Source organism: Pimelobacter simplex (assembly GCF_900114845.1).
GTDB lineage: Bacteria > Actinomycetota > Actinomycetes > Propionibacteriales > Nocardioidaceae > Nocardioides > Nocardioides simplex.
This window is the reverse complement of record NZ_FOUK01000003.1, coordinates 248,554-267,983: the sequence shown is the minus strand read 5'-3', so window position 1 is coordinate 267,983 and position 19,430 is coordinate 248,554. Positions and strand designations below refer to the sequence as shown.

General features: G+C 72.0%; 20 protein-coding genes. 15 read left to right on the top strand and 5 right to left on the bottom strand.

Translation table 11 applies throughout. The features are described 5' to 3' along the window. Window positions 1–35 precede the first annotated feature (35 nt). From BM223_RS13935 to BM223_RS13895, 9 genes are all read left to right on the top strand, one after another. The gene (locus tag BM223_RS13935) at window positions 36–734 is read left to right on the top strand and encodes a helix-turn-helix transcriptional regulator (RefSeq protein ID WP_038679061.1); all 699 of its coding nucleotides are present in this window, start codon (window positions 36–38) and stop codon (window positions 732–734) included. Continuing rightward, a complete protein-coding gene (gene sufB / locus BM223_RS13930) occupies window positions 731–2,149 on the top strand; it encodes a Fe-S cluster assembly protein SufB (RefSeq protein ID WP_038679059.1) in 1,419 nt (472 codons plus the stop codon). Before BM223_RS13935 ends, sufB begins: the two co-directional genes overlap by 4 nt. Before the next feature lie 20 nt (window positions 2,150–2,169). Continuing rightward, a complete protein-coding gene (sufD, locus tag BM223_RS13925; RefSeq protein WP_235318896.1) occupies window positions 2,170–3,330 on the top strand; it encodes a Fe-S cluster assembly protein SufD in 1,161 nt (386 codons plus the stop codon). Next, window positions 3,327–3,677 (top strand): non-heme iron oxygenase ferredoxin subunit, encoded by a 351-nt coding sequence (locus tag BM223_RS13920; RefSeq protein WP_038679055.1) that lies wholly within the window; start codon window positions 3,327–3,329, stop codon window positions 3,675–3,677. The genes sufD and BM223_RS13920 overlap by 4 nt, the downstream gene beginning before the upstream one ends. Then, the gene (gene sufC / locus BM223_RS13915; RefSeq protein ID WP_038679053.1) at window positions 3,674–4,432 is read left to right on the top strand and encodes a Fe-S cluster assembly ATPase SufC; all 759 of its coding nucleotides are present in this window, start codon (window positions 3,674–3,676) and stop codon (window positions 4,430–4,432) included. Before BM223_RS13920 ends, sufC begins: the two co-directional genes overlap by 4 nt. Window positions 4,433–4,434: 2 nt before the next feature. Continuing rightward, complete coding sequence (locus tag BM223_RS13910; protein WP_038679051.1) at window positions 4,435–5,706, top strand: cysteine desulfurase; 1,272 nt, start codon at window positions 4,435–4,437, stop codon at window positions 5,704–5,706. A 2-nt stretch (window positions 5,707–5,708) separates the two neighbouring features. Beyond that, window positions 5,709–6,191, top strand: coding sequence for a Fe-S cluster assembly sulfur transfer protein SufU (sufU, locus tag BM223_RS13905; RefSeq protein ID WP_038679050.1), 483 nt, complete (start codon window positions 5,709–5,711; stop codon window positions 6,189–6,191). Next, on the top strand, window positions 6,188–6,571 hold the full coding sequence (locus BM223_RS13900; protein WP_038679048.1) for a metal-sulfur cluster assembly factor: 384 nt from the start codon (window positions 6,188–6,190) through the stop codon (window positions 6,569–6,571). The genes sufU and BM223_RS13900 overlap by 4 nt, the downstream gene beginning before the upstream one ends. Window positions 6,572–6,737: 166 nt before the next feature. Next, window positions 6,738–8,744 carry an Ig-like domain repeat protein gene (locus tag BM223_RS13895; RefSeq protein WP_038679046.1) on the top strand — a complete coding sequence of 669 codons (2,007 nt, stop codon included), beginning with the start codon at window positions 6,738–6,740 and terminating at the stop codon, window positions 8,742–8,744. A gap of 54 nt (window positions 8,745–8,798) precedes the next feature. Here the strand turns inward: BM223_RS13895 and BM223_RS13890 are convergent, their stop codons facing one another. Continuing rightward, window positions 8,799–9,944, bottom strand: coding sequence for a helix-turn-helix domain-containing protein (locus BM223_RS13890; RefSeq protein WP_038679044.1), 1,146 nt, complete (start codon window positions 9,942–9,944; stop codon window positions 8,799–8,801). Window positions 9,945–10,271: 327 nt separating this feature from the next. Continuing rightward, window positions 10,272–10,796 (bottom strand): SRPBCC family protein, encoded by a 525-nt coding sequence (locus BM223_RS13885; protein ID WP_038679042.1) that lies wholly within the window; start codon window positions 10,794–10,796, stop codon window positions 10,272–10,274. A gap of 41 nt (window positions 10,797–10,837) precedes the next feature. Between BM223_RS13885 and BM223_RS13880 the strand changes: the two genes are divergently transcribed. Then, window positions 10,838–11,458, top strand: coding sequence for an acVLRF1 family peptidyl-tRNA hydrolase (locus tag BM223_RS13880; RefSeq protein WP_038679040.1), 621 nt, complete (start codon window positions 10,838–10,840; stop codon window positions 11,456–11,458). Here BM223_RS13880 and BM223_RS13875 read toward each other — a convergent pair. Together BM223_RS13875 and BM223_RS13870 are read right to left on the bottom strand one after the other, a co-directional pair. Continuing rightward, window positions 11,442–11,906, bottom strand: coding sequence for a GNAT family N-acetyltransferase (locus BM223_RS13875; protein ID WP_038679039.1), 465 nt, complete (start codon window positions 11,904–11,906; stop codon window positions 11,442–11,444). The two genes, BM223_RS13880 and BM223_RS13875, sit on opposite strands and share 17 nt — an antisense overlap. A 19-nt stretch (window positions 11,907–11,925) precedes the next feature. Continuing rightward, window positions 11,926–12,402, bottom strand: a complete 477-nt coding sequence (locus tag BM223_RS13870; RefSeq protein ID WP_038679037.1) for a GbsR/MarR family transcriptional regulator — start codon at window positions 12,400–12,402, stop codon at window positions 11,926–11,928. 52 nt (window positions 12,403–12,454) lie between these two features. Between BM223_RS13870 and BM223_RS13865 the strand changes: the two genes are divergently transcribed. The 3 genes from BM223_RS13865 to BM223_RS13855 all read left to right on the top strand — a co-directional run bounded on the left by BM223_RS13865 (window position 12,455) and on the right by BM223_RS13855 (window position 15,899). Beyond that, entirely contained in the window at window positions 12,455–13,360 is a 906-nt protein-coding gene (locus BM223_RS13865) for an ABC transporter ATP-binding protein (protein ID WP_038679035.1), read from the top strand. Next, window positions 13,357–14,913: an ABC transporter permease gene (locus tag BM223_RS13860; protein WP_038679034.1), complete on the top strand. Its 1,557-nt coding sequence runs from the start codon at window positions 13,357–13,359 to the stop codon at window positions 14,911–14,913. The genes BM223_RS13865 and BM223_RS13860 overlap by 4 nt, the downstream gene beginning before the upstream one ends. A gap of 80 nt (window positions 14,914–14,993) precedes the next feature. After that, window positions 14,994–15,899, top strand: coding sequence for a phosphotransferase (locus tag BM223_RS13855; RefSeq protein ID WP_038679032.1), 906 nt, complete (start codon window positions 14,994–14,996; stop codon window positions 15,897–15,899). A gap of 3 nt (window positions 15,900–15,902) precedes the next feature. On the opposite strand, the gene ypfJ is transcribed toward BM223_RS13855, so the two are convergent. After that, window positions 15,903–16,865 carry a KPN_02809 family neutral zinc metallopeptidase gene (gene ypfJ, locus BM223_RS13850; RefSeq protein WP_038684432.1) on the bottom strand — a complete coding sequence of 321 codons (963 nt, stop codon included), beginning with the start codon at window positions 16,863–16,865 and terminating at the stop codon, window positions 15,903–15,905. A gap of 71 nt (window positions 16,866–16,936) precedes the next feature. Between ypfJ and BM223_RS13845 the strand changes: the two genes are divergently transcribed. Next, on the top strand, window positions 16,937–18,535 hold the full coding sequence (locus tag BM223_RS13845) for an ABC-F family ATP-binding cassette domain-containing protein (RefSeq protein WP_038679030.1): 1,599 nt from the start codon (window positions 16,937–16,939) through the stop codon (window positions 18,533–18,535). A 55-nt stretch (window positions 18,536–18,590) separates the two neighbouring features. Beyond that, the gene (locus BM223_RS13840; RefSeq protein ID WP_038679028.1) at window positions 18,591–19,178 is read left to right on the top strand and encodes a helix-turn-helix domain-containing protein; all 588 of its coding nucleotides are present in this window, start codon (window positions 18,591–18,593) and stop codon (window positions 19,176–19,178) included. Window positions 19,179–19,430: the final 252 nt, after the last annotated feature.

Here is a 19,430-nt window from a genome sequence, read left to right as displayed (position 1 = left end):
ACCCTCCGCATTATCGGCACACTGATGTTGTGGAAATGCTGACCGAGACCGACGAGCCGACGCGCCAGCGCGTCGCGCGCGCGATCCTGGTCAACGGTCCGTCCACCGCGGCGGCCCTCGCCGAGCGTCTCGACCTGACGCCGGCCGCCGTCCGGCGCCACCTCGACCAGCTGCTCGCCGAAGGCGCGGTCGACGCGCGCGACCCCCGCCCCGCCGGGGCCCGGGGCCGCGGCCGGCCGGCCAAGGTGTTCGCGCTCACCGAGCGCGGCCGCGACGCCTTCGACCAGCAGTACGACGACCTCGCCACCGAGGCGCTGCGCTTCCTCGCCGAGACGGCGGGCGACGACGCGGTGCGCGCGTTCGCCGAGCGGCGGGCGGCCTTCATCGAGAAGCGCTTCCCCGAGGTCGCCGCGGCGCACCCGGGCGCCTCGCCCGCCGAGGTGCTGGCGCTGGTGTTCTCCGACGAGGGCTACGCCGCCACCGTCCGCGAGCTGCCGGTCGTGGGGGAGCAGCTGTGCCAGCAGCACTGCCCGGTGTCCCACGTCGCCCACGAATTCCCCCAGCTGTGCGAGGCCGAGACCGAGGCCATCGGCCGGGTCCTCGGCACCCACGTCCAGCGTCTGGCCACCATCGCCCACGGCGACGGGGTCTGCACCACGTGCATCCCGGCCTCGACAGGCTCGACCACCGAGAAGAGCTCGACCACCAAGAAGAAGGAGCAGGTCACGTCATGACCTCGATCGAAGAGCTGAACCCCGAGCTCAAGGGGATCGGTCGCTACGACTTCGGCTGGTCCGACAAGAACGACGTCGGCGCCAACGCCAAGCGCGGCCTCAACGAGGACGTCGTCCGCGACATCTCCGGCAAGAAGAACGAGCCGGGCTGGATGCTCGACCTGCGCCTGAAGGGCCTCAAGCTCTTCGACCGCAAGCCGATGCCGACCTGGGGCTCCGACCTCAGCGCGATCGACTTCGACAACATCAAGTACTTCGTGCGCTCCTCGGAGAAGCAGGCCCAGAGCTGGGAGGACCTGCCCGAGGACATCAAGAACACCTACGACAAGCTCGGCATCCCCGAGGCGGAGAAGCAGCGCCTCGTCGCCGGCGTCGCCGCGCAGTACGAGTCCGAGGTCGTCTACCACTCGATCCGCGAGGACCTCGAGGCGCAGGGCGTGCTCTTCCTCGACACCGACACCGCGCTGAAGGAGCACGAGGAGCTCTTCAAGGAGTACTTCGGCACCGTCATCCCGGTCGGTGACAACAAGTTCTCCGCGCTCAACACCTCGGTGTGGTCGGGTGGCTCGTTCATCTACGTCCCGAAGGGTGTCCACGTCGACATCCCGCTCCAGGCCTACTTCCGGATCAACACCGAGAACATGGGCCAGTTCGAGCGGACGCTGATCATCGTCGACGAGGACGCCTACGTGCACTACGTCGAGGGCTGCACGGCGCCGATCTACTCGTCCGACTCGCTGCACTCCGCGGTCGTCGAGATCATCGTCAAGAAGGGCGGCCGCTGCCGCTACACGACCATCCAGAACTGGTCGAACAACGTCTACAACCTCGTCACCAAGCGCGCGGTCTGCGAGGCCGGCGCGACGATGGAGTGGGTCGACGGCAACATCGGCTCCAAGGTGACGATGAAGTACCCGGCCGTCTACCTGATGGGCGAGCACGCCAAGGGCGAGACGCTCTCGATCGCGTTCGCCGGCGAGGGCCAGCACCAGGACGCCGGCGCCAAGATGGTCCACGCGGCCCCGCACACCTCGAGCTCGATCCTGAGCAAGTCGGTGGCGCGCGGCGGCGGCCGGACGTCGTACCGCGGCCTGATCCAGGTCAACGAGGGCGCCCACGGCTCCAAGTCCAACGTGCTGTGCGACGCGCTCCTGGTCGACCAGATCAGCCGCTCCGACACCTACCCCTACGTCGACATCCGCGAGGACGACGTGTCCATGGGCCACGAGGCGTCCGTCTCGAAGGTCTCCGACGACCAGCTCTTCTACCTCATGTCGCGCGGCATGGAGCAGGACGAGGCGATGGCGATGATCGTGCGCGGCTTCGTCGAGCCCATCGCCAAGGAGCTGCCCATGGAGTACGCGCTCGAGCTCAACCGACTGATCGAACTGCAGATGGAAGGAGCCGTCGGCTGATGACGGCCTTGCAAGATGTCATGGCTGAGGCTGTCGAGATGGGCCATGAGAAGCGCATCGAGAGCCACCTGAACCCGCCCGCGTCGTACGACCTGGCCGACCACCCCGTGCCCACCGGGCGCGAGGAGGTCTGGCGGTTCACGCCGATCAAGCGCCTGCGCGGGATCCTCGACGGCGAGGCCTCCGCGGCCGCGCTGACCCGGGAGACGAACCTCCCCGAGGGCGTCACGCTCAGCGAGATCACGGCCGACGAGGCCGTCGCGCTCGGCGAGCTCGGGCCCAACGAGCGCCCGGCCGCGCTGGCCGCCGCCAACGCCGGCAGCGCGCTGCTGCTCGACGTCCCGGCCGAGGCCGTCGTCGCCGAGCCGATCGTCATCCGGCTCACCGGTGAGTCGGTCGACGACCTCGTGTGGGGCCGGCTGCTCTACCGGATCGGCGCCCACGCCGAGGTCACCATCGTCCTCGTGCACACCGGATCGGTGCGCTACTCGGCCATCTCGACCTTCCTCGTCGGCGACGGCGCCAAGGTCAACGTGCTGAGCCTGCAGGACTGGGCCGACGACGCCGTCCACCTCGGTCGCGATGCGATCCGGGTCGGGCGCGACGCCTTCGTCAAGCACACCTCGATCTCCTTCGGGGGCGACCTGGTGCGCATGCACGCCAACGTCGAGTACGCCGGTCCGGGCGGCGAGGCCGAGCTGCTCGGCCTCTACTTCGCCGACGAGGGCCAGCACCTCGAGCACCGGCTCTTCGCCGACCACAACGCCCCCAAGACCAAGAGCCACGTGGTCTACAAGGGCGCGCTGCAGGGCCAGGGCGCGCACACGGTGTGGATCGGCAACGTCCTCATCCGCAAGGTCGCCGAGGGCATCGAGACCTACGAGGAGAACCGCAACCTGGTGCTCACCGACGGCTGCCAGGCCGACTCGGTGCCCAACCTCGAGATCGAGACCGGCGAGATCGAGGGTGCCGGGCACGCCTCGGCGACGGCCCGCTTCGACGACGAGCAGCTGTTCTACCTGCGCTCGCGCGGCATCTCCGAGAAGGAGGCGCAGCGCCTGGTCGTGCACGGCTTCTTCAACGACCTGATCCGCAAGGTCGGCATCCCCTCGATCGAGGACCAGCTGCTCGAGACGGTCGAGGCCGAGCTGGCCAAGAACGTGCTCAAGGAGCTGGCATGACCTTCGAGCGGGCCTGCGCGCTGGCCGACGTACCGACCGACGAGGCGCTCGCCGTCACCGTCGACCGGTACGACGTCGCCGTCGCCCGCGACGGCGACGAGGTCTTCGCGCTGCAGGACCTCTGCTCGCACGCCGCCGTCGCGCTGAGCGAGGGCGAGGTGGAGGACTGCACCGTCGAGTGCTGGCTCCACGGCTCGCGCTTCGACCTGCGCACCGGAAAGCCCACCGGGCTCCCGGCGACCGAGCCGGTCGCCACCTTCCCCGTCGAACTGCGCCCGACCGATTCGGGCGACGTCGACGTCTACATCGACGTCACCACCACGCTGAACGGAGTCACCCCATCATGAGCACCCTCGAGATCAAGGACCTGCAGGTCCAGGTGCAGACCGAGGACGGCCCCAAGGAGATCCTCAAGGGCGTCACGCTGACGATCAACGACGGCGAGACGCACGCGATCATGGGCCCCAACGGCTCGGGCAAGTCCACGCTCGCCTACTCCATCGCGGGCCACCCGCGCTACGAGGTCACCGGCGGCACCGTCACCCTCGACGGCGAGGACGTCCTCACGATGTCGGTCGACGAGCGCGCCCGCGCCGGCCTCTTCCTGGCCATGCAGTACCCGGTCGAGGTCCCCGGCGTCTCGGTGTCGAACTTCCTGCGCACCGCCAAGACCGCCATCGACGGCGAGGCGCCCAAGCTCCGCACGTGGGTCAAGGACGTCACCGGCGCCCTCGACCGGATGAACCTCGACGGCACCTTCTCCCAGCGCTCGGTCAACGAGGGCTTCTCCGGCGGCGAGAAGAAGCGCCACGAGATCGCCCAGCTCGACCTGCTCGACCCCAAGGTCGCGATCCTCGACGAGACCGACTCCGGCCTCGACATCGACGCGCTCAAGGTCGTCTCCGAGGGCGTCAACCGGTTCCGCGAGCGCGACGGCAAGGGCGTCCTGCTGATCACGCACTACACGCGGATCCTGCGCTACATCAAGCCCGACCACGTGCACGTCTTCGTCGCGGGCAAGGTCGCCGAGTCCGGCGGTCCCGAGCTCGCCGAGGAGCTCGAGGCCAACGGCTACGAGCGCTTCCTCACCGCGGCGGTCTGATCATGGCCCTGGAGGGGCTCCTCCCGGAGCTGGCGGTCATCCGCAAGGACTTCCCGATCCTCGAGCGCGAGCTCGCGGGCGGGCTGCCGCTGGTCTACCTCGACAGCGCCAACACCTCGCAGAAGCCGCAGGTCGTCATCGACACGATGGTCGACCACCTCGAGCGGCACAACGCCAACATCGCCCGCGCCATGCACCAGCTCGGCGCCGAGTCGACCGAGGCGTTCGAGGCGGCGCGCGACAAGGTGGCTGCGTTCATCGGCGCGCCCGAGCGCGACGAGGTGATCTTCACCAAGAACGCCTCCGAGGCCCTCAACCTGGTCGCCAACACGCTGGCCTGGGCGGGTCCGCGCCAGGTCGGCGCCGGTGACGAGGTGGTCATCACCGAGATGGAGCACCACTCCAACATCGTCCCGTGGCAGCTGCTCACCCAGCGCACGGGCGCGACGCTGCGCTGGTTCGGGATCACCGACGACGGCCGGCTCGACCTGTCGGCGATCGACGAGCTGATCACCGAGCGCACCAAGGTCGTCTCGCTGACCTGGGTGTCCAACATGCTCGGCACGATCAACCCGGTCGCCGCGATCACCAAGCGCGCGCACGCCGTGGGTGCTCTCGTCGTGGTCGACGCGTCACAGGCCGCGCCGCAGCTGCCGATCGACCTCGCCGCGATGCCGGCCGACGAGCGCCCCGACCTCGTCGCCTTCACCGGCCACAAGGTCGTCGGCCCGACCGGCATCGGCGTCCTCTGGGGCGCGCGTGCGGTCCTCGACGTCCTCCCGCCGTTCCTCGGCGGCGGCGAGATGATCGAGACCGTCCGCATGGAGTCCTCGACCTACGCGGGCATCCCGCACAAGTTCGAGGCCGGCACCCCGCCGATCGTCGAGGCCGTCGGCCTCGGTGCCGCGGTCGACTACCTCGGCCACATCGGCATGGACGCCATCCACGCCCACGAGCAGGCCATCACCGGCTACGCCCTCCAGGGCCTGCAGACCGTCAAGGGCCTCACCGTGCTCGGCCCGCTCGACCCCGCGGCCCGCGGCGGCGCGATCTCGTTCGAGCTCGACGGCGTCCACCCGCACGACATCGCCCAGGTGCTCGACAGCCGGGGCGTCGCCGTCCGGGCGGGGCACCACTGCGCCAAGCCGGCCCACGCCCGCTTCGGCGTGCAGAGCTCGACGCGCATGTCGTCGTACCTCTACACGGAGCCGAGCGAGATCGACGCCCTGGTCGAGGCGCTGGAATACACCCGTTCCTACTTCAAGTTGGACTGAGGATGACTGCTCAGGACCTCGATGCTCTCTACCAGGAGATCATCCTCGACCACTACAAGAACCCCCACGGCAAGGGGCTGCGTGAGCACGCCGACCGCACGGCCGAGGTGCACCACGTCAACCCGACCTGCGGTGACGAGGTGACCCTGCGGGTGCATCTGGCCGACGGCGTCGTCGACGACGTCTCGTACGACGCGCTCGGCTGCTCGATCTCGCAGGCCTCCGCCTCGGTGCTCTACGACCTCGTGGTCGGCAAGGGCGTCGACGAGGCGATGGCCATCCACCAGGAGTTCCTGACCCTCATGCAGGGCAAGGGCACCGTCGAGCCCGACGAGGACGTCCTCGAGGACGGCATCGCCTTCGCCGGCGTCGCCAAGTTCCCGGCACGCGTCAAGTGCGCGCTGCTGTCGTGGATGGCGTGGAAGGACGCGACGGCCCAGCTCGTCGCCACGAACTCACCAGCCGGAGACGGAGACAAGTCATGACCGAGTCCATCGACCACAGCGACCTCCCCGACGTGCCCGAGGCCGCAGCGGCCAGCACCAACGCGTCGTCCAACGTCGCGCTCGCCGACATCGAGGAGGCGATGAAGGACGTCGTCGACCCCGAGCTCGGCATCAACGTCGTCGACCTCGGCCTCGTCTACGGCATCCACGTCGACGAGAACACCAACCTCGTCCTCGACATGACGCTCACCTCCGCGGCCTGCCCGCTGACCGACGTCATCACCGACCAGACCGAGTCCGCGCTCGAGGGCCTCGTCAACGACGTCGCCATCAACTGGGTCTGGATGCCGCCGTGGGGCCCCGACAAGATCACGCCCGACGGGCGCGAGCAGCTGCGGGCGCTGGGGTTCAACGTCTGAGGCTCCGCCTCCTGAGGTCGACCTCCTGAGGGTCGTCGTCGGACGCCCGTCCGAGTTGTCGGCCGTTTCCTCCTGAGCGGCGTTGCTGCCTGCCGGTCGGACCTAGGGTGCCCGTTACCGTCGTCGCGGTGGGTGCCGGCGGTCATGACATCTCAGGAGGCAGGGCATGAATCACTGGCGATCCAAGGTCGGCGCGCTCAGCGCGGCGGCCCTGGTGATGGGCACCGCGTCCGCACTCGCGGCACCGGCTCAGGCTGAGCCGGGCGACGCCCCCACGACGGGACACGTGATCGGCTGGGCCGACGGCGTCCAGACCTCCAGCTACCCGGCTGAGGGCGGCCCTGCGGGTCCGTGGGCCGAGCTCGGCGACAACGGCATGGGCCCGAACGGCGTCGGCGCGATCCGCGAGGACGGCACGGTCGACATGCTGGCCGCCGCCCAGCCCTCGGCCATGTCCGTGCCGGCGAGCGTGAGCGCTCAGCGGACGGTGTCGCTGAGCGTGGGTGGCTCCCGGTCCATCTGGGCGGCCACGGCCGACGGCAGCATCACCAAGTGGGGCGGTTCCCGCGGTTCGATCCCGGACCAGACCTGGACGGCGGAGCAGCTCGGTGGCAAGGCAGTCGCGGTCACCGGCGGCGTCTACCGCGTCTACGCCATCGTGGAGGCCTCGGACGGCGCGCGCAGCGCGGTGGTGATCGCCTTCAGCCCCGACCCGAACGGGGACCTCGAAGGGGTCGTCCCCGTGCAGAACGGTTCGGGTACGGCGGTGACCGACCTGGTCGCGCTGGGTCCGGTCAACCGGGCGCCGGCCGGGGGCTACAGCACGAACACGATCGCGCTGCGCGCGGACGGCTCGCTGGTGGTCCTCGCGGACGGCGTGGGCTGGTCGGAGCTGCGCGCGGCCGGCGACGACCCCGTCGTGGCCTTCAGCAGCCAGGCCGCAGACGGGTTCGACCCGCTGCAGACCGCGGCGACCGGAACCTTCATCACCCAGAGCGGCAAGAGCTACGGCTTCCGGCTCTCGGCCGCCACCGGAAGCGCCCCGCAGACCTTCCAGTCGTGGCAGGACGACAACTTCCCGGGCGTCCCGGAGGGCGAGACCCTGAAGGAGGTCAACAGCACCGGTGACACGGCTGCCGGCAGCCCGCAGTTCCTGCTGACCGAGCAGGGCAATGTCGTGGCGTGGTCCTCCGAGCCGCAGGCCGGTGGCAGCGGGCCCGCCCCCGACGTTCCGCTCCCCGCGGCGATGACCGGCGGAGACGTGCTCGACATCGCCGACGGCGCCTACGCGCTCGTGGCCGGCGACGCGACGCCTCCGCTGGAGGCCACGAGCAGCCCGACCGTCGCCGGCACCGCCCGCGTGGGCGAGACGCTGACCGGTACCCCGGCGGCGTTCAACGACGCGTCGGCCACGGTGACGAACCGGTGGAAGGCCAACGGCACGGCGATCGACGGGGAGACGGGCACCACGCTCGCCCTGACGGCCGCGCTGCAGGGTCAGACGATCACGTTCGAGTCCACCGCCACTCGTGGTTCGGACACGCTCACCTCCGAGTCGACCCCGACCGCGCCGGTGGCGGCAGCCGCGGCGCCGTTGGCGGTCACCAGCGTCCCGACCATCGCGGGCACGGCCCAGGTGGGTCAGAAGCTGACGGGGACGCCCGCCGTCTTCAACGACGGCTCGGCCACCGTGACGAACCAGTGGAAGGCCAACGGCGCGGTGATCAGCGGGGCCACGGGCACCACGCTCACCCTGACCGCGGCCCAGCAGGCCAAGACCATCACCTTCGAGTCGACGGCGACGCGGGGTGGGGACACGCTGACCTCGGCCTCCGCGGCGCGGGGTCCGGTGACGGCGGCGCCGATCGTCAAGGTCTACCCGAAGCGGCCGACCCTGAAGATCACCAAGAAGCCGACCAGCAGGAAGGCCGGCAAGGCGACGGTCGTCGTGGCGCGCGCCAGTGCTGCGACCCCGGTGCCGACCGGCACGGTGCGGGTGACCCTCACCAAGGGCAAGACCAAGCGGGTCGTGACGGCGACGCTCAGCGGCGGCCAGCGGGCCATCAAGCTGCCGAAGCTGGCCAAGGGCAAGTGGCGGATCCAGGTCAGCTACCTGGGTGACGGCCGCTACCACCCCTACGCCTCGGCGGTCACCGTCCTGAAGGTCAAGTAGGCGACGATGATGCGCACGGTGGCCCCCGGAACCTGCCCGGGGGCCACCGTGCGCTCAGACCGCGACGTCCCAGGTCGGCAGGACCGAGCGCAGGGCGACGATGAGCTCGAGCCGCGTGGGCGGGTCCTCGAGCTTGGCACCGAACATCTCGCGCAGCTTGGCGAGTCGGCTGTGGAGCGTCTGGGGAGGCAGGCCCATGTCGCGGGCCAGCTGGTTCGTGGGGACGGCGGTCTCGAGCCAGCGCAGCAGGGTGAGCGCGAGGTCGTTGCGGCGCAGCGCCCGGACGCCGTCGAAGACGGCGAGGTGCTTGCTCACGAGCAGCCCCGTCAGCAGCGGGTTGCCGGCGACGAGGAGGTGGCCGAGCATCTCGGTGCACGGCACCAGCAGCCGGTCGTCCGCGGCCAGGCCGTCGCTGAGCAGCCGGGTGGCGCGCCACACCAGCTGCAGGCTGTCGCCGAGATCGGCCCACGGGGTGAGTGGCCCGACGACGACCTGTCCGGTCAGCGCCGGCTCGAGCGTCTCCGGGGCGACCTCCTCCGGGACCAGGAGCTCGTAGGCCGACGACCGGGCGACGAAGCGCGGATCGGCGCGCAGCTGCACCGGCAGCTCGTCACGGACCGCGACCAGCACCCGGATCCGCCCCACGCGGCCGGAGTGGTCGAGGTGGGCGACGTGGGGGAGCGGCTCGTCCGTGCCACCGACCTCGGCCCTCCAGTGCGCGTGCCGGTGCGCCCGGCGGGCGCTCTCGCGGCGGAGCTCGACGGTCATCGTCGTGCACACGAGGTGCAGGTAGCGCTGCGCGGCCCGGCGTAGCGCGAGCATCGCGTCGCCCCGCAGGGTGTCGTCCACGACCTGGCCGAGCGCGCTGACCACGACGGGGTGCACCGCCCGGAACAGGCGGTGGACGTCGACGGTCAGCAGGCCGGCGTGGCTGAGCTCGACCGCGAGGGCGCGGACCACGCGCTCGGCGTCGTGCGCGGCGTCCTCAGCGCGACCGCCGGCCGCGATGAAGCACTGGACGACGTCGGCGATCGCGCTCCGGACGTGCGGGTCGTCGGGCGGCGTGCCGAGCGACGTGCTCACCGCGCGCACCATGCGATGGCACAGGAGAGCCAGCCGGTCCGGCCGGAGCCGGACGGTGGACGTGCTGCCGGACGCCTCGATCGACAGGAACGAGACCGGCAGGGTCGAGACGGGCATTGCTGTCCTCCCTCCGTCGGCGACGGCACTCACCGTCGGGTCGTAGGGGGCGACCACCTCGATTGAGCCATGCGGACCCGGCCCGGCCAAGGGCCGCGGGCGGACCGGCTCCGGAACGGCCGGGATGTTGTGACGTGCGTGACAAGAAGTGGGCGCGGCCGGCGTCCGCTGCGGTCTCGCCCTGCGCTCCCGCACGCCGGGCACCCGACGCCGTCGCGCCGGTGCTCACCTCGGTGACAAGTCAGCGCCCGGACGGCGCACGATCGCGCCGGGAGAGCCCGGAGCGGGTTCCGGCGAGGCTAGGCTCCGGACCAGCACCGGTGACCGTCAGGGGGCGCCGGCCGGTGCGCCGAACCGCTCGTCCGTGTACGTCCGCAGGTTCTTGAGGAACCACCGGAACGCCGCGTCGAGGAGCGGCTTGCTCGGCGCGAGCGTGAAGCGTGCGGCTCCGGTGACCTCCAGCGCCAGGGTCCAGGTGAGGCGGCAGCCGTCCGCGGTCGCGACGACGTCGTAGCGCTCGCCGAACGCCTTGATCCGCTTCTCTGAGGCCTGGTCGAACCGGAAGGCGAGGAGCGTGTGCTCCTCCCAGGCGATGAACTCCTCGGCACCGACGAGCCCGCCGCGCATGGTGACGGTGCGGCGGGTCCCGACGCCCCGCGGCTCGGGTGTCGTCCAGGTGACGTCGGTGATCGCCTTCGCCCACCGCGGCCAGGCGGTCGCGTCGGCGAGCACGTCGAACAGCTGGGCCGGGGTGATCGCGAGGTCGACGCTGTTGGTGAAGCGGTGCGGCGCGGTGTCGATCCAGGCGAGATCGACGCGGTCGCAGGCGTGCAGGGTCGGGGTCGAGGCCATGGCTGCACACTAGAACAGGTTCTCGTCAGTAGGGTCGTCCCGTGCCCGAGGTCCTCGTCCCCACCACCCGCTGGGCGCGCTGGCTGGCGAACTTCACCGTCTCCCACGGCGCTCCCGAGCTCGTGGTCGACGCCGCCGCCCTGCGCGGGACGGCGGCCGACGGCTCGTGGTTCACGGTCCGCCTCCCCTTCTCCCGTCCGTACGACGGCCCGGCCGACCCGGTGGCGTTCGCCGAGGCGGCCACGGTGCCGGAGGCGTGGGGCCTGCTCCTGGTGCGCAAGGGCGGGTTCGCGGTCGCCCGGCTGACGGGGGAGCAGCTGACCGGGAGCAAGGTCGGGCAGCGGCACGTGCAGGGCCGCACCAAGGCCGGCGGGCAGTCCCAGCAGCGGTTCGCGCGGCGCCGGGCGAACCAGGCGCGCGACGCCTATGCGGCCGCGGCCGACCACGCCGTGCGGGTGCTCGACGGGGCGCCGCTGGTGGTGGCGGGCGGCGACCGCTCGGCGGTGGCCGAGGTGCTGGCCGACCCACGGCTGGCCGGGGTGAGCGCGGTGGGGCCGTGGCTCGCCGTACCGGACCCGCGGCGCACGATCCTCGACCAGGCGATCCGCGACGCGCAGGCGCTGGTTGTCGAGGTCGTGAACGCGCCTACAGCGCCCGGCTGAGGAAGGTGCTGCTCGGGTCGAGGGCGTAGCCCTCGAACGGTCCGCACTCCTCGAACCCACGGTTCAGGTAGAGGGCGCGGGCCGCGGCGAAGTAGTCCTGGGTGCCGGTCTCGAGGCTGACCCGGCGGTGCCCGGCCGCGCGTGCGGCGTCGAGCACGTGGTCGAGCAGCCGTCCGGCGACGCCGCGGCGGCGGGCGGCGGTCGCGGTGCGCATCGACTTGAGCTCGGCGTGGTCGTCGTCGATGCGCTTGAGGGCGGCGCAGCCGAGGAGGAGGTCGCCGGCCTCGGCGTCACGGGCGGTCCAGAACGTGATCCCGGGTGCCGCGAGCGCCTCGGGGTCGAGGGCGTGGACGCTCTCGGCCGGCGAGGTGGCGTACATGTCGGCCAGGTGCTCGTCGAGCAGGGCCAGGACGTCGGCCCGCCGGGGGTCGTCGGTCGCGATCCGCATGGACGGCATCCTGCCGGAGTCAGTCGCCGAGGCCGAGCTCGACCCGTCGCACGGCCCAGCGCCGGTCGAGGTCGGACATCTCCTCGAGCACGAAGGCGAGGAACTCGCGGGCCAGGACCAGGCGGTGCCGGGCCGGGTCGTCGTCGGGCAGGTCGGCGAGGCCGCGCTCGAGGGCGGCGATCATCGGGCCGTAGAGCTGGTCGATCCGGGTCATGGTGCCGTGCCAGGCGTCGTCCTCGACGACGAAGACGTCGCGCCGCGAGCCGCGCTCCCGCTCGCGGCGGATCATGCCGACGGTGTCGAGGTAGCGGACCGCGCCCGAGACCGACGCTGCACTGACGTCGAGCGCCGCGCCGAGCTCGGCGGCGGTCATCCGGCCGTCGTCGTCGACCAGCAGCGCGGCGAACACCCGCGAGGGCAGCCGGGCGAGCCCCGCGCTGGCCAGGGCACCGCCGAGCCGCTCGGTGAACGCGGCGCGCTGCTCCTCGGTCGACATGCCGTGATTCTACAAGATTCAGAAACTACTGAAACAGGTGCATGATGGGGACATGACGAGTCCCCTCATCGAGGTCCGCGGGCTGGTGAAGGCCTTCGGCAGGTTCCGGGCGCTCGACGGCCTCGACCTCGTGGTCGAGCCGGGCGAGGTGCACGGCTTCCTCGGCCCCAACGGCGCCGGCAAGTCGACCACCATCCGGGTGCTGCTCGGGCTGCTGCGCAAGGACGCGGGGGAGGTGCGGCTGCTCGGCGGAGACCCGTGGGCCGACGCCGCGGGGCTGCACCGGCGCCTGGCGTACGTCCCCGGCGACGTGAGCCTGTGGCCCAACCTCAGCGGCGGCGAGATCGTCGACCTCCTGATCCGGATGCGCGGCGCGGACCCCGCGGCGTCCCGCCGCGAGGAGCTCATCGAGCGGTTCTCGCTCGACCCGACCAAGCGCGGTCGTGCCTACTCCAAGGGCAACCGGCAGAAGGTCGCGCTCGTCGCAGCCCTCGCCACCGACCCCGACCTGCTCATCCTGGACGAGCCGACGTCCGGCCTCGACCCGCTCATGGAGCAGGTGTTCAACGACTGCGTCGCCGAGCAGACCGCGCGCGGGGCGACGGTGCTGCTGTCGAGCCACATCCTCAGCGAGGTCGAGCGGCTCGTCGACCGGGTCACGATCATCCGCGAGGGCCGGGTCGTCGAGTCCGGGAGCCTCGGCTCGCTGCGGCACCTGCACCGGACCAAGGTGGTCGCGACCGTGACCGGCCCGCCGCCGGAGCTGACCGGGATCGACGGCGTCCACGACGTCGCGGTCGCCGGCGACCAGGTGAGCTGCTCGGTCGAGCCGGACGTCCTGCCCCGGGTGCTGCGGGCGCTCACCGACGCCGGCGTGACGGCGCTGACGAGCACCCCGCCGAGCCTGGAGGAGCTGTTCCTCGACGCCTACCGCGACCGGGCGGGCGCCCGGCGATGAGCGCCACCGGCTGGACCCTCCTGCTGCGCCTCGGACTCCGCCGCGACCGGGTGCTCGCACCGGCCGGCATCGGCGTCCTGGTGCTGATGAGCATCGCCTCGGCCGCCGCGACGCCGAGCCTCTACGACGGGCCGGCCGAGCGGATCCACGCGGCAGAGGCGATCAACGCGAGCCCCGCGATCGTCGCGCTGTACGGGCCGATCCTCGACGTCACCAGCGAGGGCGAGCTTGCGATGACGAAGATGACGGTGCTCTACGCCGTCTTCGCCGCCGTGCTCTTCGTCGCTGTCGTGCGCCGGCACACCCGGGTCGAGGAGGAGACCGGCCGCACCGAGCTCATCGGCGGCACCGCCGTCGGCCGGGACGCGCCCCTCGTCGCCGCCGGCGTCGAGGCGCTGCTGCTCGCCGGCGTCCTGGGCGTGCTCACCGCCCTCGGCAACGTCATCGGCGGGCTGGACGCCGGCGGGTCGGTCGCCTTCGGCCTGCTGTGGGGCGGCAGTGCGCTGGTCGCGGCCGGGATCGGCCTGCTGACCGCACAGCTCTCGGCCAGCGCCCGGACCTGCGCGGGCTTCGCGGCGGGCGCCATCGGGGTGCTCTTCGTGCTGCGGGCGGTCGGCGACACGGGCCCGCAGTGGGTCAGCTGGCTCTCGCCGCTCGGCTGGAACACCCAGGTCCGCGCGTACGGCGACACCCGCTGGTGGCTCCTGCTGGCGTACCCGCTGCTCGCGCTGGCGCTCGCCGGCGGGGCCGTGCTGCTCCGCTCGCGCCGCGACCTCGGCGCCGGCCTGCTCGCGACCCGCCCCGGCCCTGCGACCGGATCGCCGCGGCTGGCCGACGCGTTCTCGCTCGCGGTGAAGGTGCACGCGACGACGCTCCTGCTGTGGAGCGTGGCGGCGGCCGCGCTCGGCGTCGTCTTCGGCATGATCGCGCCCGGGGTCGGGGACCTCCTCGACAACGCGACGGCGCAGTCGATCATCGACGAGCTCGGCGGCGCGCTGGTCTCGGCGATCCTGTCGATCGTCGCCGTCGTGCTCACCTACTTCGCCGCCACCGTCGTCGGCCACACGGCCCGGGACGAGACCGACGGACGGGTCGAGATCGTGCTCGCCACCGGCGTCAGCCGCACCCGCTGGTTCGCGGCCACAGCCGTGCTGGCCCTGGCCGGCACCGCCTGGCTGCTCGTCGTCACGGGCGTCGGCCTCTGGGTCGGGTACGTCGCCGCCGACGGCCCCGGGATCGGCAACCTCGTCACCGCCGCCCTCGCCTGGGTGCCGGCGGCCTGGGTCGTCGGCGCGCTCGCCGCCCTCTGCCTGGCCCTCGGCGCGCGCTGGGCGGCGCTCGTCTGGGTGTGGCCGGCGGCGTTCCTGACCCTCTCGCTCCTCGGCGACCTGCTCGACCTGCCGGGCTGGCTGACCGGGCTCTCGCCGTACGCGCACGTGCCGCTGCTGCCCGCCGCCAGCTGGGACTGGGGGAGCGCCGGCGGGCTCACCGCCGTGGCCGTCGTCCTGCTGGGCGTGGCGTGGTGGCGCTTCCGCGCCCGCGACATCGGCTGATCCCGCCCGCCCCGCAACCGGCGCACCTCGGACCCGCAACCTCCACACTTCGGGGAGGGGGATCGGCTAGTTTCAGCCGCATGTGGCAGCCGGAGCCCGACTGGGTGGCGCTCCCGGGAGGCACCGGGACGTCGACCGTGGGCGTGTGGCGGACCGCACTCGGAGGGCGGCCGGTGGTGGTGAAGCGGATCGGCGCGCCCGGAACCGGGGATCCGGCGGTGCTCTCCGACCGGGCCCATGCGGGCTACTGGCGCCGGGAGGCGGACGTCCTGCTGACCGGCTTGTGCACCGCGACCCCCGGCCTGCGCTCGGCGCCCGCCTCCGTCGAGGAGGACGACGCCGGGGTCACCATCGTGCGCGACTGGGTCGAGGACGCCGCCTCGAGCGGGCTCTTCCTCGCCCTCTCGCTCGGCCGGTTCGCCGGCGCCGAGATCGGGCACCCCGCGTTCCTCGCCCGCGACCTGATGCGCGACCGGCTGGCGCGCGTCGCCCGCAAGGGCGGCTGGCCCACGCTCGCCCGGACCACCGTCGCCGACGTCGCCGAGCACCTCTGGACCCGCCGCGAGACGATGCTCGCCCTGCTCGACGGCGTGCCCCAGGTGCCCCAGCACGGCGACGCGACGCCCCGCAACCTGCCCGGCCGCGCGGACGACGACGCGCTCGCGATCGACTGGGGGACGCTCGGCCACGGACCGGTCGGCGGTGACCTCGGCTACCTCTCGCTCTCGGCCCGTGAGGAGTTCGAGCCGCTGCTCGATGCCTACCTGCTCGGCCTGCCCTCCGGCATCGCGGACCGGGACGCCGTCGTCCTGGGCGCCCGGGTCGTGGCGGTCTACACCGCGCTCAGCCGCGCGGAGTGGGCACTGGCCCGGGTCGCCGGAGGCGAGGGCGCGCTCGCCGGGAAGTACCGGCACCCCGCGGTCGCGCCCTACCTGCGGGCGCTGCAGCGCACGTTCGGGCACATGGAGGCCCTGCTCGACCTCTGAGGCTCAGACCCGGGGTGCGGCGAAGGTGTCGCAGGAGTCGACGGTGCCGCCGTCGTACCCGACCATGAACCACTTCTGCCGCTGCGCCGAGGAGCCGTGGGTCCACGACTCCTGGTCGACGCGGCCGCCCGCGCGCTTCTGGATGTAGTCGTCTCCGACCGCCTTGGCCGCGGCGATCGCCTCGTCGATGTCCTGCTGGGTGAGGTCGAGGAGGAGCACCTGGCCGGACGCGTCCTTGGTCTGGGTCGCGTGCTGGGCCCACAGCCCGGCGTAGCAGTCGGCCTGGAGCTCGAGGCGGACGCCGTCGCTCTGGGGGCCGGTCTGCTGGCTGCGGACCTGGCCCATGAAGCCGAGCAGGTTGGAGATGTGGTGGCCGTACTCGTGGGCGAGGACGTAGTACTCGACGAACTGGCCGGTCGGGCCGCCCAGCTGGCGCTCGAGGACGTCCTGGAAGAACGTGGTGTCGAGGTAGATGGTCTCGTCGGTGGGGCAGTAGAACGGGCCGACGTCGGAGGTCGCGCCGCCGCAGCCGGTGTCGATGCCGCCGCTGAAGGTGACCATCTCCTTCTCGGGGCGGAACTTGCCACCGAGCTCGGAGTCCCAGTAGTCGGTCAGGGAGTTCTCGATGGCGACCCGGGCGCAGTCGCTGCTGTTGTTGGCGTCGTCGCCCGTCTTGCAGTCGGCGTAGCGGTCGGTGCCCTGCTGGGCGTCGCTCATCCGGGCCGGCGAGTACGCGCCGCCGCCGGCCGGGCTGCCGCCACCGAGCGGGTTGCCCCCGAGCAGAAGACCGACCACGACGACGATGATCACGACGATGATGCCGCCGATCCCGCCCTTGCCCGTGGGGATGGGGAGCCGCATGCCGCCGCCCCCGAGACCACCGCCCAGGCCGCCGCCTCCGCCGCCACCGCTGCCGGCGTCGCGGACCCGAGACTGGTCGAGGCGAGCCTTCGGATTGAATCGCACCACGAATCGCACCCTAGTGCAGGTTCCGGCGTTTTCGGCGGTGCGATCTGGCGTGGGAGAATCGGCCGGTCATGATCACTGTGCACCAGCTCGAGGTTCGCGTCGGTGCGCGGCTCCTCATGGAGAACGTCAGCTTCCGTGTCGGCGCCGGCGACAAGATCGGCCTCGTGGGCCGCAACGGAGCCGGCAAGACCACCCTCACCAAGGTCCTCGCGGGCGACGTCCTGCCGGCCAGCGGCACCGTCAGCAACAGCGGCGAGCTCGGCTACCTGCCCCAGGACCCCCGCGTCGGCGACCCCGAGGTGCTGGTGCGCGACCGGATCCTGTCCGCGCGCGGCCTCGACGACGCCGTCCGCCGGATGCGGGCCGCCGAGGTCGCCATGGCCTCCGACGACCCCGCCGCGCGGGACAAGGCGTTCCGCAAGTTCCAGCGCGCCCAGGACGAGCTCGACGCCGGCGGCGGCTACGCGGCCGAGACCGAGGCGCTGCAGATCGCGCAGAGCCTCGGCATCCCGGACCGCCTGATGGAGCAGCCCCTCGGCACGCTCTCGGGTGGCCAGCGCCGGCGTGTCGAGCTGGCCCGGATCCTCTTCTCGAGCGCCGAGGTGCTCATCCTCGACGAGCCGACGAACCACCTCGACGCCGACTCGATCATGTGGCTGCGCGACTGGATGAAGACCTACAAGGGCGGCTTCATCGTCATCTCGCACGACAACGACCTGCTCGAGGAGACCGTCAACAAGGTCTTCCACCTCGACGCCAACCGCGAGGTCATCGACATCTACAACATGGGGTGGAAGAACTACCTCACCCAGCGCGAGACCGACGAGGCCCGCCGCAAGCGCGAGCTGATGAACGCGCAGAACAAGGCCAAGACGCTCACCGACCAGGCCAACAAGATGCGCGCCAAGGCCACCAAGGCGAGCGCCGCGCAGCAGATGCTCAAGCGGGCCGAGCGCCTTCTCGAAGGGGTCGAGGGCGAGCGCCAGTCCGACAAGGTCGCCGCGATCAAGTTCCCGACGCCCGCCGCCTGCGGCAAGACCCCGCTCACCGCCCACGACCTCTCGAAGTCGTACGGCGCGCTCGAGATCTTCACCGCCGTCGACCTGGCCATCGACAAGGGCTCGCGCGTCGTCATCCTCGGGCTCAACGGTGCCGGCAAGACCACCATGCTGCGGATCCTGGCCGGCGTCGACAAGCCCGACACCGGCGAGGTCGTCGCCGGACACGGCCTCAAGGTCGGCTACTACGCCCAGGAGCACGAGACGCTCGACGTCAGCCGCACGGTCCTCGAGAACATGCAGTCGGCGGCCCCCGAGCTGACCGACACCGAGGCCCGCTCGGTGCTCGGGTCGTTCCTCTTCAGCGGCGACGACGTGCACAAGCCGGCCGGCGTCCTGTCGGGCGGCGAGAAGACCCGCCTCGCGCTCGCCTCGCTCGTCGTCTCGGCAGCCAACGTGCTGCTGCTCGACGAGCCGACCAACAACCTCGACCCCGCCTCGCGCGAAGAGGTCCTCAACGCGATCCGCCGCTACGAGGGCGCCGTCGTGCTGGTCACCCACGACGAGGGTGCCGTGCACGCGCTGGAGCCGGACCGGGTGCTCATCCTGCCCGACGGCGTCGAGGACCTGTGGAGCCCGGACTACGCGGACCTGGTCGCGCTGGCCTGAGCCGGCTGACGAGTGGTACCGGATCAGGTGCCATGGCGGGTGAGGAGGTCTTCTCGTGGACATCGACACCCGTGAGGTCGTGGGCCGGCTGCGCGAGGCACTGGAGCGCAGCGGGCTGAGCCTGCGCGGGTTCGCCACTGCTCTGGGTACCTCGCACGCGCGGCTCTCGTCGTACCTCAAGGGGACGGCGAGCCCGTCCGCCGCGCTGTTCCTCCGCGCCCTGCGGCTCGGCACCGCGCTCGGCGAGGCCGCCGCCCAGGGCTGGCTGACGCCGACGACGACACAGCGTGCGTTGAAGGCCGCGCTCGCGGCCGGGGACGACCAGCGGGCGTTCAAGGTGACCACCCAGGCGCGCGACCAGGTCCGCGAGCTGCTGGCGCTCCCCGGCGCCCCGGCCGACGCCTGGGAGGCCCGGCCCGGCTCGACCGACGACGAGCGGTGGGACGTCCTGCTCGCCGCGCTGGTCGGGCACGAGTTCGAGCAGGCAGGACGGACCGCGCCGGCCTGGACCGACCTGCGGACCGACGAGGACTGGGTCAAGCCGAACCTGCTCCTCGGCGACGCGCAGATCCGAGCCGCGACGCCCGGCTGGCTGGGTGAGCGGGGGATCTACATCGCCGAGCGTGACCTGGCCACCGCCTGACAGCGCTCGCGTCTATGTCGTCGCTGGCGCGGGGATCGCGCTCACGGTCGCCGCGCAGCGGGTAGTGGTCGATGGCGACCGCGATCGCCCGGCGCCACGGCCTTCGACCGCGCTGGCTCAACCCAGGGGCGGCGCCGCGCGACATCGGTCTCACCGTCGACTACGCACCGCCCGAGCACCTGCTGGCGATGAAGATGGTCGCGATGAGGGAGCGCGACTACGCCGGCATCGCGCTCCTGGCGACCGCGATGG

Bases quoted from the DNA above. Each gene is read 5' to 3' on its own strand.
- sufC (WP_038679053.1), top strand. From the start codon at position 3,674: ATGAGCACCCTCGAGATCAAGGACCTGCAGGTCCAGGTGCAGACCGAG.
- BM223_RS13875 (WP_038679039.1), bottom strand. From the start codon at position 11,906: ATGCGGATCGCGACCGACGACCCCCGGCGGGCCGACGTCCTGGCCCTG.
- sufD (WP_235318896.1), top strand. From the start codon at position 2,170: ATGGCTGAGGCTGTCGAGATGGGCCATGAGAAGCGCATCGAGAGCCAC.
- BM223_RS13910 (WP_038679051.1), top strand. From the start codon at position 4,435: ATGGCCCTGGAGGGGCTCCTCCCGGAGCTGGCGGTCATCCGCAAGGAC.
- BM223_RS13935 (WP_038679061.1), top strand. From the start codon at position 36: ATGCTGACCGAGACCGACGAGCCGACGCGCCAGCGCGTCGCGCGCGCG.
- BM223_RS13890 (WP_038679044.1), bottom strand. From the start codon at position 9,944: ATGCCCGTCTCGACCCTGCCGGTCTCGTTCCTGTCGATCGAGGCGTCC.
- BM223_RS13845 (WP_038679030.1), top strand. From the start codon at position 16,937: ATGATCACTGTGCACCAGCTCGAGGTTCGCGTCGGTGCGCGGCTCCTC.
- BM223_RS13855 (WP_038679032.1), top strand. From the start codon at position 14,994: ATGTGGCAGCCGGAGCCCGACTGGGTGGCGCTCCCGGGAGGCACCGGG.
- sufU (WP_038679050.1), top strand. From the start codon at position 5,709: ATGACTGCTCAGGACCTCGATGCTCTCTACCAGGAGATCATCCTCGAC.
- BM223_RS13860 (WP_038679034.1), top strand. From the start codon at position 13,357: ATGAGCGCCACCGGCTGGACCCTCCTGCTGCGCCTCGGACTCCGCCGC.
- BM223_RS13865 (WP_038679035.1), top strand. From the start codon at position 12,455: ATGACGAGTCCCCTCATCGAGGTCCGCGGGCTGGTGAAGGCCTTCGGC.
- BM223_RS13900 (WP_038679048.1), top strand. From the start codon at position 6,188: ATGACCGAGTCCATCGACCACAGCGACCTCCCCGACGTGCCCGAGGCC.
- BM223_RS13885 (WP_038679042.1), bottom strand. From the start codon at position 10,796: ATGGCCTCGACCCCGACCCTGCACGCCTGCGACCGCGTCGATCTCGCC.
- BM223_RS13870 (WP_038679037.1), bottom strand. From the start codon at position 12,402: ATGTCGACCGAGGAGCAGCGCGCCGCGTTCACCGAGCGGCTCGGCGGT.
- sufB (WP_038679059.1), top strand. From the start codon at position 731: ATGACCTCGATCGAAGAGCTGAACCCCGAGCTCAAGGGGATCGGTCGC.
- BM223_RS13920 (WP_038679055.1), top strand. From the start codon at position 3,327: ATGACCTTCGAGCGGGCCTGCGCGCTGGCCGACGTACCGACCGACGAG.
- BM223_RS13895 (WP_038679046.1), top strand. From the start codon at position 6,738: ATGAATCACTGGCGATCCAAGGTCGGCGCGCTCAGCGCGGCGGCCCTG.